Source organism: Chryseobacterium panacisoli (genome assembly GCF_008274625.1).
Classification (GTDB): Bacteria; Bacteroidota; Bacteroidia; order Flavobacteriales; family Weeksellaceae; genus Chryseobacterium; species Chryseobacterium panacisoli.
In genome coordinates this window covers 488,874-505,183 of record NZ_VTRU01000002.1, presented here as the reverse complement: position 1 = coordinate 505,183, position 16,310 = coordinate 488,874, and the positions used below count along the sequence as shown (strand labels likewise).

Sequence of the window (16,310 nt, the reverse complement as noted above, 5' to 3'; positions counted from 1 at the left end):
AATTATTTTTGAACTTCAAGTAAGTGGCTTACTGCAGCTACCATTCCTAAGATAGAAGGAGTAGCTTCATGTTCTACAACTTGGTGAAGTTTTTTTAATCCTAATGCTTCAAGCGTTCTCTTTTGGGTTTTTGTTCTACCAATAGCGCTTCTTACTTGCTTTACTTTAATTGTTGCCATTGTTTTAATATTAACCGTTAAACACTTTACTTAGAGAAATTCCTCTCATTCTTGCGATCTCTTCAGGTCTTCTGATATCCAATAACGCTTTGAAAGTAGCTTTCACCACGTTGTGAGGGTTAGAAGATCCTTTAGATTTTGAAAGGATATCGTGAATACCAGCAGATTCCAATACCGCTCTTACTGCACCACCGGCAATAAGTCCTGTACCGTGAGAAGCAGGTCTTAAGAAGATATCTGCACCACCGTATCTAGCAGTAGTTTGGTGAGGAATAGTATGGTTCATTACAGGAACTTTCACAAGGTTTTTCTTAGCATCTTCAACTGCTTTAGCAATTGCAGAAGCTACCTCTTTAGATTTTCCTAAACCAAAACCGATAATACCTTCTTCATTACCTACTACAACAATAGCAGAAAATCCGAAAGCTCTACCCCCTTTAGTTACTTTTGTTACTCTGTTAACAGCTACGAGACGATCTTTTAATTCTAATCCTCCCGGTTTTACTCTTTCTATATTATCTAGTCCTAACATATTTTCCGAAATTTAATGATTAGAATTTAAGTCCACCTTCTCTCGCACCATCAGCTAGAGCTTTTACTCTACCGTGATATACGAAACCGTTTCTGTCAAATACAATACTTTCGATTCCTGCAGCGATAGCTTTAGCAGCGATAGCTTTACCAACAGCAGCAGAAACTTCAGTCTTAGTACCTTTAGCGTCTACACCTTTTTCTCTAGAAGAAGCTGATGCTAAAGTTTTACCATTTTTATCGTCGATTAACTGAGCGTAAATTTCCTTATTACTTTTATATACAGATAATCTTGGCAATTCAGAAGATCCAGAGATTTTCCCTCTTACTCTTCTTTTGATTCTTATTCTTTTTTCTAATTTACTTAATGCCATAATACTTATAATTTATTAAGCAGATTTACCAGCTTTACGTCTAACAATTTCTCCTACGAATCTTACACCTTTTCCTTTGTATGGCTCAGGCTTTCTGAAAGAACGGATCTTTGCAGTAACCATTCCTAGAAGTTGCTTGTCGTGAGACGCTAAAGTAATAATTGGGTTTTTACCTTTTTCAGTCAATGTATCAACTTTTACTTCACTTGGAAGTTCTAATACGATACCGTGAGAGAATCCTAAAGCTAACTCAAGTTTTTGACCTGCGTGAGAAGCTCTGTATCCTACCCCTACTAGTTCTAGTTTCTTTTCGAAACCTTCTGATACACCTACGATCATGTTGGCGATCAACGCTCTGTATAAACCGTGAAGCGCTTTGTGTTGTTTAGAATCAGATGGTCTGTTTACATTAAGCTCACCATCTTTTTGTTCTAAAGTAATTCCTGCCGTAAGCTCCTGAGAAAGTTCTCCTTTTGCTCCTTTTACAGTTACTACACCGTTATTTTCAGTGATTGTAACTCCAGCTGGAATTGTTATAATTGCTTTACCAATTCTTGACATTTTCCTCTGATTAAAAATTAATAAACATAGCAGATTACTTCACCGCCTACTTTCTCTTCTCTAGCTTTCTTGTCAGTCATTACTCCTTTAGAAGTAGAGATGATAGAAATACCCAAACCGTTTAGTACTCTTGGAAGTTCAGTAGAACCTTTGTACTGTCTCAAACCTGGTCTAGAAGCTCTTTGAATAGACTTGATAGCAGGTTTGTTAGTTTGCTTATCGTACTTTAAAGCGATTTTGATCACTCCTTGAACAGCGTTATCTTCAAACTTGAAGTTTAAGATATACCCTTGATCAAATAGGATCTTAGTAATCTCCTTTTTGATTTTCGATGCAGGAATTTCCACCACTTTGTGGCCTGCGCTTTGTGCGTTCCTTACTCTTGTTAGGAAATCTGAAATTGGATCTGTTACCATTTTTCTTTTATAAATTATTGGTTAAAGACAATCAGTATTGAAAAGACTTGAAGAGAAAAATATCAGACTTCAGAAAACTTCAGTCTGATATTATTGTTCTTTAGTATCCTGACAACTTAATTGTCCCGATTTTTAATTAGTAATTATTACCAACTAGCTTTTCTTACACCTGGGATAAGACCGTTATTTGCCATTTCTCTGAAAGTTACTCTGGAAATACCAAACGTTCTCATGTATCCTCTTGGTCTACCTGTTAGTTTACATCTGTTGTGTAATCTTACAGGAGAAGCATTTTTTGGTAATTTTTGAAGTCCTTCGTAATCACCTGCTTCTTTTAAAGCTTTTCTTTTGTCAGCGTATTTAGCAACAAGTGCTTCTCTTTTGCGCTCACGCGCTTTCATTGATTCTTTAGCCATTTCTTAGTTCTTTTTAAATGGTAAACCGAAGTGAGTTAATAATGCTTTAGCTTCTTTATCTGTCTTCGCAGTTGTAACGAAAGTAATGTCCATCCCTTGGATTTTTTTCACTTTGTCAATTACGATTTCAGGGAAGATAATTTGCTCAGTAATACCTAAGTTGTAGTTACCTCTACCATCGAAACCATCTGCTTTGATACCAGAGAAATCTCTGATACGTGGTAAAGCAGAAGAAGTAAGTCTGTCTAAGAACTCATACATTCTGTGAGCTCTCAATGTTACTTTTGCTCCTACAGGCATTCCTTTTCTTAGTTTGAATGCAGCTTCATCCTTCTTAGAGATTGTACCTACTGCTTTCTGACCTGTAATGTTTGTCAATTCTTCTACAGCATAATCAATAATTTTCTTATCTGCAGTAGCATCTCCTAAACCTTGTGATACAACAATTTTCTCTAATCTAGGTACTTGCATGATAGACTTGTACCCAAATTCTTCCATCATTGCAGGAACAATTTGCTCTTTGTATATTTTTTTGGGTCTTGCTATAAATTCCATGTTAATTCAAATTATAAAGTTTCACCCGTTTTTTTGTTAACTCTCACTTTCTTATCTCCTTCGATTTTGTAACCGATTTTGATAGCTTTTCCGTCTTTACCAACTAAAGCTACGTTTGAGATATGAATAGAAGCTTCCTTTTCAGTAATTCCTCCTTGAGGATTTGAAGCTGAAGGCTTAACGTGTTTTTTAACGATGTTAAGTCCTGCAACGATTACTCTAGGGTCTTTTCCTTCTTTCTTGATCACTTCAATAACTTCACCAGTCTTACCTTTGATATCTTTCTTACCAGTAGTAATGATTACGTTATCTCCTCTTTTTATTTTTAACTTTGACATTTCTTTTAAAAATTTTTAAAATTAAAGTACTTCAGGAGCTAATGAAATGATTTTCATATATTCTTTGTCTCTCAGCTCACGAGCAACTGGTCCGAAAACACGCGTTCCTCTCATTTCTCCCGCTGCGTTTAGTAATACACAAGCATTGTCGTCGAATTTGATGTATGAACCATCTTTTCTTCTTACTGCTTTTTTAGTTCTTACTACTACAGCTTTAGATACCTGACCTTTTTTAGCGTTTCCTGATGGTGTAGAATCCTTGATAGTAACAACGATTTTATCACCAACTGAAGCATATCTTCTTCTGGTTCCTCCCAGAACTCTGATAACTAGTACTTCTTTTGCACCTGTGTTATCAGCAACTTTTAATCTTGATTCTGTTTGTAACATTATTACTTAGCTTTTTCAATGATTCTTACTAATCTCCATCTCTTGCTCTTGCTCATAGGTCTAGTTTCTTGGATCAAAACTGTATCGCCTTCTGTGCATTCGTTGTTCTCGTCGTGTGCAGTATATTTTTTCGTTTTCAAAACGAATTTACCGTACATCGGGTGCTTTACTCTTGTAGTTTCACTAACAACAATAGTTTTTTCCATTTTATTGCTGGAAACCACTCCGATTCTTTCTTTTCTTAAATTTCTATCCATTGTAAAATGAAATTATTGTTTGTTAGTTAACTCAGTGTTTAGTCTTGCGATTGTTTTTCTCAAATCTCTGATTTGAATCGGGTTTTCAATTGGGCTGATTGCATGAGCTAATTTCAATTTAGAATATTGAGCTTTTGCTTCAGTTAATTGAGCTTGAATATCACCCGCGCTTAAATTTTTAATATCAGCATTTTTCATTGTATTCAAAGATTATAGAGGTTTAACAAAATCGTTAGCAACGATGAATTTAGTAACTACTGGTAATTTTTGTGCAGCAAGTCTTAAAGCTTCCTTAGCGATTTCGTAAGGTACACCTCCGATTTCGAACATAATTTTACCTGGTTTTACTACAGCTACCCAATATTCAACAGCACCCTTACCTTTACCCATACGTACTTCCGCTGGTTTCTTAGTAATTGGCTTATCTGGGAAGATTTTGATCCATAGTTGACCTTCTCTCTTCATATATCTTGTCGCAGCGATACGAGCTGCTTCAATCTGTCTTGCAGTGATCCAAGCTCCTTCCGTTGCTTTGATCCCAAAAGTTCCGTAAGCAAGTTGACTACCTCTTTGGGCATTCCCCTTCATCTTCATCTTGTGAACTCTACGGAATTTGGTTCTTTTTGGTTGTAACATAATTTCTAAATTTTAGATTTTAGATTTTAGATTTTAGATTTTTTTTAATTTTAAAAAAGTAACGGTAATTTAAAATTCAAAATTTCTAATCTAAAATTTTAATTATTATTGTTATTGTTGTTGTTTTTTCTAGGTCTTCTGTTGTCTCTGTCTCCTCCTCTGTTTCCTCTGTCTGACTGACCTCCTTTTTTCTGTTGTCCCACTAGTGGAGAAAGTTCTCTTTTACCATAAACTTCACCTTTCATGATCCAAACTTTTACACCTAGTCTACCGTAAGTAGTGTGAGCTTCTGCCCAGTGGTAATCAATATCTGCTCTGAAAGTTGATAATGGAATTCTTCCTTCTTTGAAAGATTCTGATCTTGCCATTTCAGCACCGTTCAATCTACCAGAGATTTGAACTTTGATACCTTCAGCACCCATTCTCATAGTACTTGCCATCGCCATTTTAACAGCTCTTCTGTAAGAAATTCTGTTTTCAATTTGCTTAGAAATACTATCAGCAACTAGTACAGCATCTAATTCAGGTCTTTTGATTTCGAAAATATTGATTTGAATATCCTTACCTGTAAGTTTCTTCAATTCTTCTTTCAATTTATCAACTTCCTGACCTCCTTTACCGATGATAAGTCCCGGTCTAGCAGTAGTAATTGTAACTGTTACTAATTTTAATGTTCTTTCAATATAAATTTTTGAAATACCACCTTTAGATAATCTAGCCTCAAGGTATCTTCTGATTTTGTAGTCTTCAGCGATTCTGTCTCCATAATCGTTTCCACCAAACCAGTTAGAATCCCATCCTCTGATGATACCTAATCTATTACCAATTGGATTTGTCTTCTGTCCCATACCTTGATTAATTTTCTTTTTTACCTAAGATTAATGTAATGTGGTTTGATCTTTTTCTGATTCTGTACCCTCTACCTTGTGGAGCTGGTCTCAGTCTCTTCAATTGTCTTGCACTGTCTACAAAAATTTCTTTAACGATAAGGTTTGCTTCTTCAATATCAGCACCTTCGTTTTTAGTCTGCCAGTTAGCCATTGCTGAAAGCAATACTTTTTCTAACTTGTTAGATGCGTCTTTTTTAGAATATTTTAGAATGTATAAAGCTTTGTCTACCTGCTCTCCTCTAATGATATCAGCTACTAATCTCATTTTTCTTGGAGAAGATGGGCAATCATTGTGTATTGCTTTTACTACATCTTGGTTTGTCAATTTACGTGCTAATGCACTTTCTCTTTTTCTTGATCCCATGATTATCTACTTCCTTTGTTTTTGTTACCACCATGACCTCTGAAAGATCTTGTTGGAGAAAATTCGCCTAGCTTGTGACCAACCATGTTTTCTGTAACATAAACAGGGATAAAAGATTTCCCGTTGTGTACTGCAATAGTTTGTCCTACGAAGTCCGGAGAGATCATTGATGCTCTAGACCAAGTTTTGATAACTGTCTTCTTACCAGACTCTATATTTGTCTGAACCTTCTTATCTAAAGTATGATGAATGAATGGTCCTTTTTTAAGTGATCTTGCCATAATTATTTACGTTTAGATATGATATGACGGTTAGACGCTTTATTTTTCTTTCTGGTTTTGTAACCTTTAGCAGGCATACCATTTCTAGATCTTGGGTGACCTCCTGAAGAACGTCCTTCACCACCTCCCATTGGGTGATCTACTGGGTTCATTACAACTGCTCTTGTTCTTGGTCTTCTACCTAACCATCTGCTTCTACCAGCCTTACCTGATACAGTTAACTGGTGGTCAGAGTTAGAAACAGATCCAATCATTGCCATACATTCAGTAAGGATCATTCTAGATTCTCCTGAAGGCAATTTGATGATTGCATATTTTCCGTCTCTTGAAGTCAATTGAGCTGAAGAACCAGCACTTCTTGCTAAAATAGCACCTTGACCAGGCTTCATTTCAACACAAGAAATTACAGTACCTAATGGAATGTTTTTCAATTTCATTGCGTTCCCTACATTTGGTTCTACGCTTTCACCAGAAATTACTTTCTGATCAACTTTGATACCGTTTGGAGCGATGATATATCTCTTCTCTCCATCAGCATACTCTAGTAAAGCGATAAATGCAGTTCTGTTTGGATCATATTCTACAGTTTTTACAGTGGCTTCAACGTTTGCTTTGTTTCTCTTGAAGTCAATAATTCTGTATTTCTTTTTGTGTCCACCTCCGGTGTAACGCATGGTCATTTTACCAGTTTGGTTACGTCCACCTGACTTACTAATACCAACTGTTAGAGATTTCTCTGGTTTGTTGGTAGTAATTTCTTCAAAATTGTTTACAATTCTGAATCTCTGTCCCGGGGTGATAGGTTTTAATTTTCTAACAGACATTACTATTATTTATAATTAATAATTAATTTACAGCAAAAATATCGATAACCTCACCTTCAGCAAGTTTGATTACCGCTTTTTTCAATTTGTTTGTCTTTCCTACTTGAAGACCTTTTTTAGTGTACTTTGAAGAAACCTTCGGAGCATAAATCATTGTGTTAACGTCTGCTACTTTTACACCGTAAGCTGCTTCAACAGCTTTTTTAATCTGGATTTTATTCGCCTTAGGTTCAACTAAGAAAGAATAAGAACCTCTTAAATCTGTAAGGTAATTAGCCTTTTCTGAGATAACTGGTTTAATAATAATAGACATGACTTATTTCTTTAAATTTTCCTGGAATTTTTCAACTGCACCTTCGAAGAATACAACTTCACCTGCATTTACTAAATCGTAAGAACTAACTTCGTTGAAGTTCATTACTTTAGCTTTAGGTAAGTTTCTTGAAGATAAATATACATTCTTGTTAGCTTCAGGAAGGATAAATAAAGCTTTCTTGTCGTTTAATGCCAAAGCATTTAATACTGTAATGAAATCTTTAGTTCTAGGAGCGCTTAAGCTCATATCTTCCAAAACTCTGATGCTGTTGTCTCTCATTTTCTGAGATAAAACAGATTTCTTAGCTAATCTCTTAAGAGCTTTGTTCAATTTGAATCTGTAGTCTCTTGGTTTTGGTCCGAATACTCTACCTCCACCTCTGAAAGTTGGAGATTTGATATCACCATATCTAGCAGATCCTGATCCTTTTTGCTTCTTAAGCTTTTTAGTAGAAGCAGTAATTTCGCTTCTTTCTTTAGCTTTATGAGTACCCTGTCTTTGTGCAGCAAGATACTGTTTAACTTCTAAGTAAACCGCGTGCTGATTTGGCTCAATTCCGAATACTGTTTCGTCTAGAGTTACTTTTCTTCCGGTCTCTTTTCCTGATGTATTTAATACTACTAGTTCCATTTTCTGATAATTACATAAGAATTTTTAGCTCCCGGAACAGCACCTTTTACTACTAAAAGATTTTGTTCTTGATCAACTTTTAACACTTGAAGGTTTTGAACAGTTACCTGCTCACCTCCCATTCTTCCAGCCATTCTCATCCCTTTGAATACTCTTGAAGGGTCTGAACCAGCACCGATAGAACCTGGAGCTCTAAGTCTGTTGTGCTGACCATGAGTTGCCTGCATTACACCTCCAAATCCGTGTCTCTTAACAACACCCTGGAAGCCTTTACCTTTTGAAGTTCCTGTTACGTCAACATATTCACCTTCAGTGAATAGATCAACTTTTACTTCTTCTCCTACTTTTACTTCATCAACGAATTCTCTGTAGAATTCTACTAATTTAGCTTTAGGAGCAGAACCAGCCTTTTTAAAATGACCAGCTAACGCTTTACCAACGTTCTTCTCACTCTTGTCATCGAAACCTAATTGAACAGCTTTATAACCGTCTTTTTCTAAGGTTCTGACCTGTAAAACCGAGCATGGACCAGCTTGAATAACTGTACAAGGAATGTTTTTTCCTTCTTCGTTAAACAAAGACGTCATACCGATTTTTTTACCAATAATACCTGACATTGTTTATATTATAATAAAATTTATCCTTTATTTATCCCCATTTTTCGGAAGTCTGAAGTAATTTCTACTTTTGATATAGGCATACTACGCTCCTAAAATGAGTGTGCAAATTTATGAATTATTTTATAACTGACAAATATTTCAAGTAAAATATTTTGATTTTTAATCAATTAGCGATTTGATATCAAAAACTATTTGAAATTTTGAAAATGCTCTTTGAAGTTTAAAAGAAAATCATTAACGTATTTTTTTTCGGTATCAGATTTCCTCACCACCAGATAATGTTTTCTTTTTAAACCATGTTTTCCAATTTTTTTAAAATATAGCTCATCAGATAGCTTAAACGATTTCAATGCCCATTTCGGCATACAAGTTATACCAATATTAGCCTGCACCATTTCTAAAGCGACTTCCGTTAAAGGAACTGCAGAAATTTTCGCCGGCATTATTCCGTTTGGGCCCAGAAACTGTTCATAGACCGAAACCGTCTTTAGTGGGAAAGAATGAATAATTAGGTGAATAGTCAGAAAATCGTGAGCCTCCAGGTATTCAGAATTATTCAAGAGATTCTCCTGATGAATAACAGCAAAAATTTCATCTTCAAAAACTTCAATGCTTATGAGTTCTTTATCAGAGGGCTTTAAAGTAACAATTGCAATATCAATTTCGTTAGCCATCACTTTTAAAACAGGTTGATGAGTAGCTTCCAATACCAAGTCCACTTCAATTTCCGGATACAGAACACCCATTTTCTGAATAAAGAAAGGCAGTCCCTGATAGAATGAATAACATTCTGTACTCACTTTGATTTTACCTGCTGCTCCAGCCCTTATTTGTTGAATAGAATTCAATCCACTCTCTATACTGTCAATCACTGTACATGCAGTTCTGTAAAGCACATCCCCCTCTTCAGTCAACTCCCATTTGTTCCTGGTTCTGTAAAACACTTTAAAACCAAGCTGAATCTCAAGATCCTTAAGCTGGTGACTCAATGCTGATTGGGTTAAAAAAAGTTTTTCAGAAGAACTGGCAATACTTCCCTCTTCTGCAATTGTTTTAATAAGCCTTAAAAACTTGATTTCCATAACGCAAAGTTAGCAATCTGATGAGAATTGATATTTGAAAATATTTCAATTAAAACCGCAAAGCATTCAATTTCAATTTTAGAAAAACAAGAACCATGAGTATAGCTTTGCATCATAAACAAATTTAAAATTATGCAAGAACAAACTGAATTCTACCAAAGAAAATTAAAGTATGAAATGGATCCGTCAGATTTATATGATGTATTTCAGAATAGTACAGATTATGTAGCAGTAGACACCCGAAGATCAAACGGATATGATAAGGAACATATTCCTTCTGCAATTAATCTTCCTCATAGAGAAATAACAGAAGAGAATACTCAACATCTCGACAAATCCAAAATCTATGTATGCTATTGTGACGGCATTGGCTGTAACGCTTCTACAAAAGGAGCTTTAAAAATGACACAGTTAGGATTTAAAGTAATGGAGCTGATGGGAGGAATTGAATGGTGGAAATTTGATGGTTATGCCACAGAAGGAACCAACCCTACAAAAGGAAGCCAATTTGAATGCGCCTGTTAATTCAAAAAAACATGAAAATAAGATTTGCAGAAAAGAAAGACCTTGATTCTATTATTGAGCTATGTAAAGCTCACGCCTTCTACGAAAAAAGCAATTTTAATGAAGGTAACAAAAAGGGAAAACTCTCCAAACATCTCTTTGAATCAGAATCCAATTTAAAATGTCTGATTGTTGAATCCGATACTGAAATTATTGGGTATGCCACATTTTTCAGACAGTTTTCAACATGGGATGCAGGCTATTACATTTATCTCGACTGTCTGTTTTTAAAAGAAAATGCAAGAGGAAACGGAATAGGCAAGCAAATAATGGAAATGGTGAGAGGTTATTCAAAAACAGTAGGCTGCTCAATTATTCAATGGCAAACGCCGGGCTTCAATACAAAAGCAATTAAATTCTATAGCCGTCTCGGAGCAGAAAGAAAAACCAAAGAAAGATTTTTCTGGAAAGTATAAATCAAGTAATCCTTATTTAAAATAGAGACCTTCCGGAAACAGAATGTCTCTATTTTAATATAGTAAGTTCTTTAGCTCTACGAAGCTATTTCACAATTACCGTAACTCCTTTTTCCTCCAGTTCCACTCTATTCTCATCACAAATACCGCTGTCCGTAATGAGATAATCCACTTTATCCAAAGAAGCGATCTTTCCAAAACCTTTTTTATTCAGTTTTGAAGAATCACCCAGAATGACCACTTTTTCGGAACACTCTATCATAAGCTGATTCAGATGGGCTTCCGCAGCATTGGATGTGCTGATTCCAAAATCAATATCAATTCCATCAACACCCAGAAAAAGCTTATTACAGGAAAACTGCTTGAGAATTCCTTCAGAAATAGACCCAACTATTGAAGTTGAGCTTTTTCGCACTTCCCCACCCAATTGTATAATATTAATATTAGGATTATTGCAAAGTTCAATTGCTACCCTCAAAGAAGATGTGAGTACCGTAAGCGGACCAAAATTCATCAGCATTCTGGCAAGATAATGCATCGTAGTTCCGGAAGCCAGAATAATACAGTCATTTTCCTGAATCAACTGCAAAGCAGCTCTTGCAATAGCCTGTTTCGCCTCTACATTGATACTTTCTTTCTCTACTACATTTTTTTCATAAGCATACCTCACCTGCTTACTTGCCCCTCCATGATTTCTGAACAGAAGTCCCAGGCTTTCAAGATAGTTCAAATCCTTTCGAATCGTAACTGAAGAAACATTAAGCTTTTCACACAGGTCCTGAACAAGAACATGTCCTTTTTCATCAAGCTCTTTCAATATTTCATCCTGTCTTGGTATTAGCTTTTCCATTTTATTCATTTCATCAAAATTACCGTTTTTTTTTCACTTCTTAAAATTTCATTTATTTTCTTTTTGCTTTCATTTTTAATTTATATATTTGAAAACGAAACATAAACGAAACATTTATGAAACGAAACGAAGAACTCAGTAAGTTAACCAATGTAAAAGAATGGGACTTTATAGTCATAGGAGGAGGAGCCAGTGGTTTAGGTTCAGCATTAGACGCAGTAAGCAGAGGATTCAAAACTTTATTAATTGAATCTCATGACTTTGCAAAAGCAACATCCAGCAGAAGTACCAAATTGGTACACGGCGGAGTAAGATATCTTGCCCAGGGAGATGTCGGATTGGTAAAAGAAGCATTAAAAGAAAGAGGTCTCTTAGCAAAAAATGCAGCACATATCGTAAAAAATCAGTCTTTCATTATTCCAAATTATACATGGTGGGGAGGAATCTACTATAAAATAGGACTGTCCGTTTATGATTTCCTTGCCGGAAAATTAAGTTTGGGAAAAACAAAATACATCAGCAAATCAAAAACTGTTGAAAAGCTTCCTACTATTGAACAAAATCACTTGATGAGTGGTGTTGTTTACCAGGACGGACAATTTGACGATGCCAGACTTGCGATTAACCTTACCCAAACCATTATTGAAAAAGGAGGAAGTGCAGTCAATTATGTAAAAGTCATCAACCTTCTAAAAGATGCTTCCGATAAAGTAATCGGTGTTGTTGCAGAAGACCAGTTTTCTAAACAGCAATATCAGATTCATGGTAAAGTGGTCATCAATGCAACCGGTGTCTTTACGAATGACATCCTTAATATGAACAATCCTAAGCATGGTAAACTCGTTGTACCAAGCCAGGGAATTCACCTTGTACTGGATAAATCTTTCCTGAAAAGTGATGATGCCATCATGATTCCTAAAACTTCAGATGGCAGGGTCTTATTTGTTGTTCCATGGCATGACAGAGCTTTAGTAGGAACTACAGACACTCTTTTAAAAGATGAAAGTTTCGAGCCCCGTGCCTTAGAAGAAGAAATCAACTTTGTTTTAAATACAGCAAGACAATATTTAGCTAAAAAACCGACCCGTGAAGATGTAAAATCTGTTTTTGCCGGGCTTCGTCCTCTTGCCGCTCCTAAAGACGGAAGTAAAAGCACAAAAGAAGTTTCCCGAAGTCACAAAGTGATTACTTCAGAAACAGGACTGGTTTCTATTATCGGAGGAAAATGGACTACCTACCGTAAAATGGCAGAAGATACTATAAACGAAGCCATGAAAATCCATAGATTGGGTAATAGCCCGTCCAAAACCGAGCATTTGTCTATCCATGGAAATGTAAAACCAGAACAGGTAGACAGAACGAATCACCTGTACGTTTACGGATCTGACATCCCAGCCATAAAAACATTGCAGGAAAGCAATCCTCGATATGCCAAAAAAATTCACCCGGACCATCCTTTTACAGTGGCAGAAATAGTTTGGGCTGTAAGAACGGAAATGGCAGAAACTATTGAAGATATCTTGGCAAGAAGAGTACGTTTACTGTTTCTTGATGCAAGAGCCGCTATAGACAGCGCTCATAATGTAGCAAGAATCATTGCTGAAGAAAAGGGATATTCCGAAGAATGGGCTCAGCAGCAGGAAAATGAATTTATTGAATTAGCAAAAGGGTACTTATTAACTCCTTATTCACCTAAAGTTATCAACCTAAATTAGCATTATATACATGAATGAAAAACTAATTCTCGCTCTAGACCAGGGGACAACGTCCTCCAGAGCGATTCTCTTCAACCACAGTGGAGAAATCAAATATGTATCGCAAAAAGATTTCGAACAGATATTTCCTACCCCAGGCTGGGTAGAGCACGATCCCAATGAAATCTGGTCATCACAAATCTCTGTAGCTGCAGAAAGTATAGCGAAAGCAGGTATCTCCGGACTGGAAGTTGCCGCGATCGGTATTACGAATCAACGTGAAACAACAATCGTTTGGGACAAAGAAAGCGGAGAACCCATCTACAATGCTATTGTATGGCAGGACCGCAGAACCTCAAAATACTGTGACGAACTGAAAGAACAAGGGCATGCTGAAATGATCAAAGAAAAAACAGGGCTTGTTCTGGATGCTTATTTTTCAGCGACCAAACTAAAATGGATTCTTGACAATGTAGAAGGAGCTAGACAAAAGGCGGAAGAAGGAAAACTATGTTTCGGAACTGTTGATACCTGGCTTGTCTGGAAACTTACCCGTGGAAAAATGTTTATTACAGATGTATCCAATGCCAGCAGAACAATGCTTCTGAATATTCATACTTTAGAATGGGACAATGATTTATTAGAATTATTCGATATTCCAAAAACCATTCTGCCTACGGTAAAACAGAGCAGCGAGATATACGGTGAAACTGCCACTACTCTGTTCTCTACCAAAATCCCGATCGCCGGAATTGCAGGTGACCAGCAGGCGGCCTTATTTGGCCAGATGTGTATCACTCCGGGAATGGTGAAAAACACTTATGGAACAGGTTGTTTCTTATTAATGAATACGGGAACAGAAGCTGTTTCTTCTAAAAACAACCTTCTTACAACAGTAGCCTGGAAAATCAATGGAGAAGTGAACTATGCATTAGAAGGAAGTGTATTTGTAGGTGGTGCGGCCATTCAATGGTTAAGAGATGGTCTCAAACTTATTCATTCTTCTGATCAGGTGAACGAACTGGCAGCTTCTGTAGAAGATAATGGCGGCGTATATTTCGTTCCTGCATTAACGGGTCTTGGTGCCCCTTATTGGGATCAATATGCCCGTGGTACTATTGTAGGTATCACCCGTGGTACTACCGATGCCCATATTGCAAGAGCTACATTGGAAGGAATTGCATTTCAGGTGTATGATATTGTAAAAGCAATGGAAGCAGATTCCGGAAGAGCAAGCCTTGAATTAAGAGTAGACGGAGGTGCCTCTGCCAGCGATCTTCTGATGCAGATACAGTCTGACCTTTTCGGTTTTAAAATTACACGACCTAAAACTCTTGAAACAACGGCATTGGGAGCAGCCTACCTTGCCGGCCTTGCTGTAGGGTACTGGAAAGATATAGCGGAAATCCAGTCTCAATGGATTGTTGATAAAGATTTCCATCCTCAGTTGGAAAAAGAACATGTTGATAAAATGGTACACTCCTGGAGAAGAGCTGTATCACGTTCTCAAAGCTGGATAGAAGATTAATTCACTTATAAAAAAACTTATATGACCCCATTTATTGCAGAAGTTATCGGGACGATGCTTCTTATATTGCTAGGCAACGGTGTTGTAGCCAATGTTGTCTTAAAAGATACGAAAGGAAATAATTCCGGATGGATTGTTATTACTACCGCTTGGGCACTAGCCGTTTTTGTGGGAGTAACCGTTGCGGGGCCAATAAGTGGTGCCCATCTGAACCCAGCTGTAACTATTGGACTAGCCACTGCAGGGAAATTTTCCTGGGATCTTGTTCCGTCTTATATCGCAGCTCAGATGATTGGAGGAATGCTGGGAGCATTTTTAGTGTGGCTGTTCCACAAAGATCATTTTGCAATTACGGAAGATGAAGGAGCTAAACTAGCCTGCTTCAGTACTGGCCCGGCTATCAGGAAAACATCTTCTAATCTGATCAGTGAGATTATCGGAACATTTGTTCTGGTATTCTGTGTATTCTATTTTGCGGATCCAAGTATTTCTTTACAGGCAGATCCAGCCGCTAAAGTAGGACTTGGTTCTATTGGAGCAATCCCTGTTACATTTGTAGTTTGGGCAATTGGTTTATCTCTTGGAGGAACTACAGGATATGCCATCAACCCGGCAAGAGATCTTGCACCAAGAATCATGCATGCTATTTTACCTGTAAAAGGAAGCAGTGATTGGGGGTATGCCTGGATTCCTGTTGTAGGCCCTATTATAGGGGCTATTATCGCAGCACTTATATATGGATTTTTAAAATAAAACAAATGATGAAAAAAATCTTAAAGGGAATCTTTCTTCTTGCTATAGGCACAGGAAGGTTATTTTCACAGGAAAATGGTGAAGCTAAGGATACCAAAGAAGGAAGACTTGATTTTACCGCCAACATTCAGAACAATCACTTATGGAGAGGTCTTATTATTACAGATAAACCTGTTGTGATGGGAAATCTGTCATATGCTCTGGATGCGGAGAAGAAATGGAAAGTGGGAATTTGGGGAGCTTCTGCATTAGCCGATGACAAGGACAACACCCATTATAAGGAGATCAATTACTATATTCAATATTCCGACGGTCGTTTTTATATTGGATTATGGGATCTTTATAACTCCAGGAATATCAATACTGCAGTGGCCGCTGATGATATCTTCAGCTATTCACAGAGAAGAACCGCCCATATTATTGATTTAAGAACAAATTATACTTTCGGACCTTCTTTTCCGATCAATATTGAAGCAGATATCATGCTGTATGGAGGAGCCAATGCGGGAGAAGTCATTCTGGAAGCTGACGGAACTTATAAGAAAAACAAATACTCTACTTATGTGCAGGCAACTTATCCTGTCATCAGTGGACAGAAAGTAAACCTGGATGCTTTTGTAGGAGCCGGATTTGCTCTTAACGACAAAACCTTTTTGTATGGTAATGGCAAAAACAGCTTCGACATTGTAAATATAGGGGTAAAAGCAGGAAAAGTGGTTAAGATCACAGATCATTACAGTCTTCCTGTATCCATGATGGCAATGTGGAATCCATCTAATAAATATGCCAGAATTCAGCTTGCTGCAACTGTTTTTTAATCTGAATCAAACTAAATTATAGATAAG

Annotated in this window: 27 protein-coding genes; 6 read left to right on the top strand and 21 right to left on the bottom strand. The window is 36.8% G+C overall.

Annotated elements, in window-relative coordinates; all coding sequences use genetic code 11:
* Positions 1 to 2: 2 nt before the first annotated feature.
* The 20 genes from rpmD to FW781_RS12690 all read right to left on the bottom strand — a co-directional run bounded on the left by rpmD (position 3) and on the right by FW781_RS12690 (position 9,660).
* The gene (rpmD, locus tag FW781_RS12785; RefSeq protein WP_047376578.1) at positions 3 to 179 is read right to left on the bottom strand and encodes a 50S ribosomal protein L30; all 177 of its coding nucleotides are present in this window, start codon (positions 177 to 179) and stop codon (positions 3 to 5) included.
* Between the two features lie 10 nt (positions 180 to 189).
* Positions 190 to 711: a 30S ribosomal protein S5 gene (gene rpsE, locus FW781_RS12780; RefSeq protein ID WP_047376577.1), complete on the bottom strand. Its 522-nt coding sequence runs from the start codon at positions 709 to 711 to the stop codon at positions 190 to 192.
* A 19-nt stretch (positions 712 to 730) separates the two neighbouring features.
* The gene (rplR, locus tag FW781_RS12775; protein ID WP_034694689.1) at positions 731 to 1,084 is read right to left on the bottom strand and encodes a 50S ribosomal protein L18; all 354 of its coding nucleotides are present in this window, start codon (positions 1,082 to 1,084) and stop codon (positions 731 to 733) included.
* Between the two features lie 15 nt (positions 1,085 to 1,099).
* Positions 1,100 to 1,645 (bottom strand): 50S ribosomal protein L6, encoded by a 546-nt coding sequence (rplF, locus tag FW781_RS12770; protein ID WP_047376576.1) that lies wholly within the window; start codon positions 1,643 to 1,645, stop codon positions 1,100 to 1,102.
* Positions 1,646 to 1,662: 17 nt separating this feature from the next.
* The gene (gene rpsH, locus FW781_RS12765; RefSeq protein WP_047376575.1) at positions 1,663 to 2,061 is read right to left on the bottom strand and encodes a 30S ribosomal protein S8; all 399 of its coding nucleotides are present in this window, start codon (positions 2,059 to 2,061) and stop codon (positions 1,663 to 1,665) included.
* A gap of 146 nt (positions 2,062 to 2,207) precedes the next feature.
* Positions 2,208 to 2,477 carry a 30S ribosomal protein S14 gene (gene rpsN / locus FW781_RS12760; RefSeq protein WP_047376574.1) on the bottom strand — a complete coding sequence of 90 codons (270 nt, stop codon included), beginning with the start codon at positions 2,475 to 2,477 and terminating at the stop codon, positions 2,208 to 2,210.
* Positions 2,478 to 2,480: 3 nt separating this feature from the next.
* The gene (gene rplE, locus FW781_RS12755) at positions 2,481 to 3,032 is read right to left on the bottom strand and encodes a 50S ribosomal protein L5 (RefSeq protein ID WP_047376573.1); all 552 of its coding nucleotides are present in this window, start codon (positions 3,030 to 3,032) and stop codon (positions 2,481 to 2,483) included.
* A gap of 11 nt (positions 3,033 to 3,043) precedes the next feature.
* Positions 3,044 to 3,370 (bottom strand): 50S ribosomal protein L24, encoded by a 327-nt coding sequence (rplX, locus tag FW781_RS12750; RefSeq protein WP_047376572.1) that lies wholly within the window; start codon positions 3,368 to 3,370, stop codon positions 3,044 to 3,046.
* A 21-nt stretch (positions 3,371 to 3,391) separates the two neighbouring features.
* Positions 3,392 to 3,760 carry a 50S ribosomal protein L14 gene (gene rplN, locus FW781_RS12745; RefSeq protein WP_002983226.1) on the bottom strand — a complete coding sequence of 123 codons (369 nt, stop codon included), beginning with the start codon at positions 3,758 to 3,760 and terminating at the stop codon, positions 3,392 to 3,394.
* A gap of 2 nt (positions 3,761 to 3,762) precedes the next feature.
* The gene (gene rpsQ, locus FW781_RS12740; protein WP_027387210.1) at positions 3,763 to 4,017 is read right to left on the bottom strand and encodes a 30S ribosomal protein S17; all 255 of its coding nucleotides are present in this window, start codon (positions 4,015 to 4,017) and stop codon (positions 3,763 to 3,765) included.
* Between the two features lie 12 nt (positions 4,018 to 4,029).
* A complete protein-coding gene (gene rpmC / locus FW781_RS12735) occupies positions 4,030 to 4,215 on the bottom strand; it encodes a 50S ribosomal protein L29 (protein WP_034694678.1) in 186 nt (61 codons plus the stop codon).
* 12 nt (positions 4,216 to 4,227) lie between these two features.
* The gene (gene rplP, locus FW781_RS12730) at positions 4,228 to 4,653 is read right to left on the bottom strand and encodes a 50S ribosomal protein L16 (protein WP_042720939.1); all 426 of its coding nucleotides are present in this window, start codon (positions 4,651 to 4,653) and stop codon (positions 4,228 to 4,230) included.
* 98 nt (positions 4,654 to 4,751) lie between these two features.
* Complete coding sequence (gene rpsC, locus FW781_RS12725) at positions 4,752 to 5,501, bottom strand: 30S ribosomal protein S3 (RefSeq protein WP_034694675.1); 750 nt, start codon at positions 5,499 to 5,501, stop codon at positions 4,752 to 4,754.
* Between the two features lie 7 nt (positions 5,502 to 5,508).
* Positions 5,509 to 5,907, bottom strand: coding sequence for a 50S ribosomal protein L22 (gene rplV / locus FW781_RS12720; RefSeq protein WP_034694674.1), 399 nt, complete (start codon positions 5,905 to 5,907; stop codon positions 5,509 to 5,511).
* A gap of 2 nt (positions 5,908 to 5,909) precedes the next feature.
* Entirely contained in the window at positions 5,910 to 6,188 is a 279-nt protein-coding gene (gene rpsS, locus FW781_RS12715) for a 30S ribosomal protein S19 (RefSeq protein ID WP_034702850.1), read from the bottom strand.
* Between the two features lie 2 nt (positions 6,189 to 6,190).
* Positions 6,191 to 7,012: a 50S ribosomal protein L2 gene (gene rplB, locus FW781_RS12710; protein ID WP_105683334.1), complete on the bottom strand. Its 822-nt coding sequence runs from the start codon at positions 7,010 to 7,012 to the stop codon at positions 6,191 to 6,193.
* Positions 7,013 to 7,034: 22 nt separating this feature from the next.
* A complete protein-coding gene (gene rplW, locus FW781_RS12705) occupies positions 7,035 to 7,325 on the bottom strand; it encodes a 50S ribosomal protein L23 (RefSeq protein ID WP_047380577.1) in 291 nt (96 codons plus the stop codon).
* A 3-nt stretch (positions 7,326 to 7,328) separates the two neighbouring features.
* Positions 7,329 to 7,958 (bottom strand): 50S ribosomal protein L4, encoded by a 630-nt coding sequence (gene rplD, locus FW781_RS12700; protein ID WP_149387765.1) that lies wholly within the window; start codon positions 7,956 to 7,958, stop codon positions 7,329 to 7,331.
* Entirely contained in the window at positions 7,949 to 8,575 is a 627-nt protein-coding gene (rplC, locus tag FW781_RS12695; RefSeq protein ID WP_027371722.1) for a 50S ribosomal protein L3, read from the bottom strand. The genes rplD and rplC overlap by 10 nt, the downstream gene beginning before the upstream one ends.
* A gap of 191 nt (positions 8,576 to 8,766) precedes the next feature.
* The gene (locus tag FW781_RS12690) at positions 8,767 to 9,660 is read right to left on the bottom strand and encodes a LysR family transcriptional regulator (protein WP_149387764.1); all 894 of its coding nucleotides are present in this window, start codon (positions 9,658 to 9,660) and stop codon (positions 8,767 to 8,769) included.
* Between the two features lie 132 nt (positions 9,661 to 9,792).
* Here FW781_RS12690 and FW781_RS12685 point away from each other — a divergent pair, with 132 nt between their 5' ends.
* Together FW781_RS12685 and FW781_RS12680 are read left to right on the top strand one after the other, a co-directional pair.
* Positions 9,793 to 10,185, top strand: a complete 393-nt coding sequence (locus tag FW781_RS12685; protein WP_149387763.1) for a rhodanese-like domain-containing protein — start codon at positions 9,793 to 9,795, stop codon at positions 10,183 to 10,185.
* Positions 10,186 to 10,196: 11 nt separating this feature from the next.
* On the top strand, positions 10,197 to 10,640 hold the full coding sequence (locus FW781_RS12680; protein WP_149387762.1) for a GNAT family N-acetyltransferase: 444 nt from the start codon (positions 10,197 to 10,199) through the stop codon (positions 10,638 to 10,640).
* Positions 10,641 to 10,725: 85 nt separating this feature from the next.
* Here the strand turns inward: FW781_RS12680 and FW781_RS12675 are convergent, their stop codons facing one another.
* Positions 10,726 to 11,490 carry a DeoR/GlpR family DNA-binding transcription regulator gene (locus tag FW781_RS12675; protein ID WP_149387761.1) on the bottom strand — a complete coding sequence of 255 codons (765 nt, stop codon included), beginning with the start codon at positions 11,488 to 11,490 and terminating at the stop codon, positions 10,726 to 10,728.
* A gap of 116 nt (positions 11,491 to 11,606) precedes the next feature.
* Between FW781_RS12675 and FW781_RS12670 the strand changes: the two genes are divergently transcribed.
* Genes FW781_RS12670 through FW781_RS12655 form a run of 4 tightly spaced genes read left to right on the top strand, consistent with a single transcriptional unit; the run spans position 11,607 to position 16,283 of the window.
* Entirely contained in the window at positions 11,607 to 13,205 is a 1,599-nt protein-coding gene (locus FW781_RS12670; RefSeq protein ID WP_149387760.1) for a glycerol-3-phosphate dehydrogenase/oxidase, read from the top strand.
* Positions 13,206 to 13,215: 10 nt separating this feature from the next.
* A complete protein-coding gene (gene glpK / locus FW781_RS12665) occupies positions 13,216 to 14,712 on the top strand; it encodes a glycerol kinase GlpK (protein WP_149387759.1) in 1,497 nt (498 codons plus the stop codon).
* Positions 14,713 to 14,733: 21 nt separating this feature from the next.
* The gene (locus FW781_RS12660) at positions 14,734 to 15,465 is read left to right on the top strand and encodes an MIP/aquaporin family protein (protein WP_149387758.1); all 732 of its coding nucleotides are present in this window, start codon (positions 14,734 to 14,736) and stop codon (positions 15,463 to 15,465) included.
* Positions 15,466 to 15,470: 5 nt separating this feature from the next.
* A complete protein-coding gene (locus tag FW781_RS12655; RefSeq protein WP_149387757.1) occupies positions 15,471 to 16,283 on the top strand; it encodes a hypothetical protein in 813 nt (270 codons plus the stop codon).
* The last annotated feature ends 27 nt before the right edge of the window (positions 16,284 to 16,310 follow it).